This window comes from Blastocatellia bacterium, assembly GCA_035275065.1.
In the GTDB taxonomy this organism is placed as follows: domain Bacteria; phylum Acidobacteriota; class Blastocatellia; order UBA7656; family UBA7656; genus DATENM01.
This window is the reverse complement of sequence record DATENM010000003.1, coordinates 1-1,363: the sequence shown is the minus strand read 5'-3', so window position 1 is coordinate 1,363 and position 1,363 is coordinate 1. Positions and strand designations below refer to the sequence as shown.

2 protein-coding genes are annotated in these 1,363 nt (G+C 57.2%); one reads left to right on the top strand and one right to left on the bottom strand.

Annotation, left to right across the window (positions count from 1 at the left end; genetic code table 11):
• On the bottom strand, window positions 1-297 hold a 297-nt coding region (locus VJ464_01330; GenBank protein ID HKQ03744.1), incomplete at its 3' end, for a hypothetical protein.
• A gap of 18 nt (window positions 298-315) precedes the next feature.
• On the opposite strand from VJ464_01330, the gene VJ464_01325 reads away from it, so the two are divergent.
• Window positions 316-1,293, top strand: coding sequence for a hypothetical protein (locus tag VJ464_01325; protein HKQ03743.1), 978 nt, complete (start codon window positions 316-318; stop codon window positions 1,291-1,293).
• The last annotated feature ends 70 nt before the right edge of the window (window positions 1,294-1,363 follow it).

The following is a 1,363-nucleotide window of genomic DNA, read 5'->3' as shown; positions in this document are numbered from 1 at the left end:
GTAGCGCAATCGGACAAGTGCAAGCACATCCGAAACAGGTAAGTGCAAGCACATCCAGAACAGTATTCTATAAGAAAACGGATTCTGGAGGTCACTTGAAATGGCTAAAAAAGCGCTGTTGAAAAACGCCGCCGCGACATGGTCGCGACGCTTCGCCGTGGCGAGTCGCTTCGCTCGGTGGCTCGCCGATTTCACGTCTCGGTCTCGACCGCCAAACGCTGGCTGGATCGAGCCCACGGCAAGCGCCTCGACCGCGTCAAGTTCAGTGACCGCTCGCGGGCTCCTCGACACGTCCATAACCGCTCCAGCACGAAGATGGAGAAACTCGTATTGAGCATTCGGCAACAACTTCATGACACGAGCGACCTCGGCGAGTTCGGCGCGGCGGCCATTCTTCGTGAACTCAAAGCGCGCCGTCTCCAGCACCTGCCATCGCGGCGGACGATCGGTTACATTCTTCAGCGCCACGGCGCCACCGATTATCGCCGTCGCCAGCGGCGTCCGCCTCCCGCTCCCGGCTGGTATTTGCCGAATGTCGCCGCTGGACTGGCCGAAATCGACGAGTTTGATTTTATTGTCGGGCTGCTGACGGGTGACGGCACCGAGGTCGAAGTCCTCAACGTCACCTCGCTGCATGGGGGCTTGGTCGGCTCGTGGCCGGAAAGCGGTTTCACCGCCGAACGGGCTCTGGCCGCCATGCTTGAGCATTGGCGGCGTTTCGGATTGCCGGATTACGCCCAGTTTGACAATGACAACCGATTTGCCGGGCCACATCAGCATGCGGATGCCGTCGGCAGAGTGATCCGCGCTTGTTTGAGTTTGGGAGTGGTGGCGGTATTTGCGCCGCCACGCGAGCATGGCTTGCAGAATGCGATTGAGGGTTACAACGGCAAATGGCAAGCCAAGGTTTGGGCGAGGTTTGAGTTTCAAAGGCTCGCTCAGGTGCAGCGCCAATCGAGCAAATATATTGAGGCGCATCGGGCGCGAAGCCGGGTGAGAACCGACAGCGCCCCTGAACGGCGAAGATTTCCTAAGCAATGGAAGTTCAAGGCGGAGGAAAAGATCAGCGGCGGACGAATCATTTTCATGCGTCGCAGCAGTGACCAAGGGAGGGTCGAAGTGCTTGGCCATAAGTATGAAGTAGATCCGCATTGGTGTAATCGTCTGGTGCGCTGTGAGGTAGACATCGGCGCTAAAGAGATTCACTTCTACGGATTGAGAAGAAGTGAGCCAGCTAGCCAGAGGCTACTTCGCAAGGTCGCTTATCAGTTGCCGCCAAGATACATCAGATAGTGTTCTGGATGTGCTTGCACTTGTCAGCGATTCGTGTTTTTTGTGTTTCGGATGTGCTTGCACTTGTCCC